This is a genomic window from Frankia sp. CoBUL1 (genome assembly GCF_978021245.1).
Genome location: NZ_CDXDOS010000310.1, coordinates 1 through 3,539 on the forward strand (window position 1 = coordinate 1; position 3,539 = coordinate 3,539).

The window sequence follows — 3,539 nt, forward strand, 5'->3', positions numbered from 1 at the left end:
CGTCGAAAAAATCTTCGGCCGGTTCCCAGCTATTCAGGAACCCATCCGGGCCGGGCTTCGCGCTACCTCGGCACCGAGCGCGTCAGCGGCCGCGAGGGTCGCCCGGCTCGAGGCGAACAGCTCCGCGGTGACACCGGCGTCGCTGCCGCGGCACATCCGCAGGAAGGCCGCCGCGGCGGCGTGATGCCCCTTGTCCTGCGCTCCCTTCCAGGTGGAACGTCCATCGATCACCAGTTCGCGGTAGTCGTCGATGCGGACGTGCCGGCTGCCCGCCAGCGCCTCGAGGTGCTCCTTACGCACTCCGCGGGGACGGGCGGAACTGTAGGAGATGGCAGACAGGGAACCGTCGGCATGCCGGAGCGTGACCGCCACATCGGGAGCAAGCAACAGCTCGGCCTCCCGCCCGGCGAGCGCCGTCACCGTGTCCACGTCGCTGCCGGCGAGCGCGGCACAGGTGTCGACGAAATGGCAGACCTCACCGAGCAGCCGGCCACCCTGGACCCGGTCGTTGTACCAGTGGTCGGCCGGCACCGGCCCGGCAGCGATCCGATAGCTCAACGTGAGAGGACCATCCCGGTCGGCCAGCGCCGCGCGAGCTGCGGTGACCGCCGGGGAAAAACGCCGGTTGTATCCGACGACAAGCACCCCGCCGCCGGTCGCCGCCGCCTTCTCCACCCGGTTGAGCTCGTCGAGGCTCAGCGCGAGCGGCTTCTCGCACCATACGTGCCGACCGCGTTCCAGGGCCCGGGCTGCGAGGTCGGCATGCGTCGCATGCGGCGTCGCGATGACGACCACGTCGACGTCGTCGTCGTCCAGCACGGCCTCGGCGCCGGCCACCGCCCCGGCGAACCCGTGCCGGTCCGCGAAGGCCCTGGCCGACCGGCCACCGGCGGAGGCCACCGTGACCAACTGGTCAAACCCGGCCGCCCGGAAGGCGGGCAGCAGAACCGATCCGGAGAACGTCCCGGCCCCGATCCAGCCGACCCGGCTGCCCCGACGTCCCGCTGGGGCGGATCGCTGGCGGGGCACCCGCGGCCGCGGGCTGACCGACCGCTCCCGGGTCGGGCCCGCGCTGTGCGCCAGTGCAGCCCCGGCCACCGCGGACCCGGCCCGCTCGGAGGCGGCCCGTTCGGAGGCGGCCGACGCCGGGTAGTCGAAACGGATCCCCAGGTACGGCTCGCTGCGGGTGGCGACGATCTCGTAGGCCCGCGGCGCCGCGTCGATCGGAAAGACGTGGGTAACAAGATCATCAACTCGCAGCCGGTCGGCTGCGAGCAGGTCTAGCACGGCCTCCTGGTTGCGTCCCTCGGTCCAGCGGACCTGCCCGACAGGGTAGTCAACCCCCCACTCCTCGTATCCACGCTCGTACCGGCCCGGTCCGTAGGAGCGGGCGAAGCGCAGCGTCAGCTCCTTGTCGTAGAACGGCGCGCGCAGCAGGCCCAGTCCGACGTCACCCACCACGACCAACTGCGCCCGGTCCCGGGCCAGCGCGGTGGCCCGCATGACCGGTTCCGCCGAGCGACCAGCGGCGCAGATGAGGACCGCGTCGGCACCACGGCCCCGGCTCCATGCGCGGACCGCGGCGGTGGTGGCCTCGCCGGACTCCCGCAGCGCACGGACACCGCTCGCCTCGGCGGTGACCAGCGGCAGATCGGCAAGGTCGATGCCGGCGACGTCACATCCGCTGGCGAGCGCGAGCCGGGCGGCGAGCTGACCGACCAGCCCCAGCCCGACGACCACCACCTTCGCCCCGGGGCCCACCTCCGCCAGGCGCAGCCCGTGCAGGGCGATAGAGCCGATCGTGGCGAACGCCGCCGCCCCCGGGGCGACACCGCCCGGAACCCGGGCGCAGAGCAGCCCGGGAACGGCCTGGAACTCGGCGTGGTTGGCGCGCCCGGCCCCACCCGTGGCGACGAGGTCACCGGGGCGGATGCGGTCAACCGCGGAGCCCACCTCGACGACGCGACCACATCCGCTGTAGCCGAGGGGAACGTCGGCCCCGAGCCGGTCCCGGACCGAACGCGCTGCCGGGATGAGACCGTCGGTCCTCGCCTTCTCCGCGACCTTGCGGACAAGGTCCGGGCGGGCCCGCGCCTTGGTCAGCAGCCCGGAGCGGGCGAGCGTGGTAACGGCACGTTCCGTGCCGGCGGACACGATCGTCGCAACGGTCGCCACCAGCACCTCGGTCGGACCGATGACCGGCACGGGAACGTCGACGACGCGCACCGCCCCGCCGGACGCCGCCTGCACCACCTGCTTCACCACGCCACCTGCTTCACCACGCCACCAGGGCGCCGCCGCGCCGGCCGACGGTCGGCGCCGGCAGGTGGACCCGCACCCACGCGCGGACCCGTACCGGCGTGTCGGCCCGAGTCTTCGGTACGACCGGGGGAAGTGAGGGCGTCGGGGGCGCCCACGCTCGCATCATGCTGCGCAGTGTAGTTGATGCATTACATTCAGCGATGAACATCGGCCTCGCCCATTCGAAGTGTCAGACCCGGAGGAACGGCATGCTCGAAGCGTCGGCCGCCGCGTGCATCGTCACCCTCGCGGCGACCCCGATCGTCATCGTCGGCATGCGTCGGATGGCGGCGATCGACGAGGTCACCACGCGGTCCTCGCACCAGGTCCCGACCCCGCGTGGCGGCGGTATCGCAGTCGTCCTCGGGCTGTTCGCGGGCATCGGCCTGGCGGTGTGCATCCCTGGGCCCGGCGACGCCCGCGACCTGCTGTCGTTGACCATCGGCATCGCCCCGTTCGGCCTGATCGGACTCGTCGAGGACCTCAGCGGCATCGCTCCGCTGCGCCGGCTGGCCCTGCACGTCACCGCGGCCGTCGTCGCGGTGACGGCGGTGCGCGGGGCGGTGCTCGACGACCCGGTTCCGAGCGGCACAACCGTCCTGCTCGTCACGATCATCGCACCGGTCTGGATCACCGCTTTCGTCAACGTCTTCAACTTCATGGACGGCATCAACGGCATCTCGGTGACGGCGGCGGTCCTGGCCGGGGCGGCGTTCACGGTGCTCGGAGCCGTCCACCACGTGGACGCGATCACGACCGGCGGTGCTCTCACGGCGGCCGCGGCGCTCGGTTTCGGCCCGTTCAACTTCCCGCGGGCCCGCATCTTCCTCGGGGACGTGGGCAGCTATTCGCTGGGAGCCGCGATCGCGCTCCTGGCGGTGCGGGCGGTCCTGGCGGGAATACCGGCGGAGACCGCCTTGGCACCGACGGCGCTGTACCTGGCCGACACCGCCTGGACTCTGCTACGCCGGGTGCGGGCGAAGGAACAGTGGTACCTGCCCCACCGCACCCATGCCTACCAGCGACTCACCACCGCCGGGTGGTCACACACCCGGGTGACCGGGCTGGTTGGCGTCCTGACGGCGGTCCTCGTCGCCTTGGGATTCGCCGCGGACGGACCACTGCCGGTTCGCCTGCTCGCCGACACGGCGGCCGGGCTGGTGCTCCTCGGCTACCTGAACGCTCCACAGCGCGTCGCGGGGGGACGGGACTCCGCCCGCCGCTCGCGCACCGTTCCC

General features: G+C 72.6%; 2 protein-coding genes. One reads left to right on the forward strand and one right to left on the reverse strand.

The annotated features are described in order from the left end of the window. Positions 1-33: 33 nt before the first annotated feature. A complete protein-coding gene (locus tag AC08OX_RS16045) occupies positions 34-2,262 on the reverse strand; it encodes a bi-domain-containing oxidoreductase (protein WP_476608562.1) in 2,229 nt (742 codons plus the stop codon). Between the two features lie 248 nt (positions 2,263-2,510). Between AC08OX_RS16045 and AC08OX_RS16050 the strand changes: the two genes are divergently transcribed. Beyond that, on the forward strand, positions 2,511-3,539 hold a 1,029-nt coding region (locus tag AC08OX_RS16050), incomplete at its 3' end, for an MraY family glycosyltransferase (protein WP_476608561.1).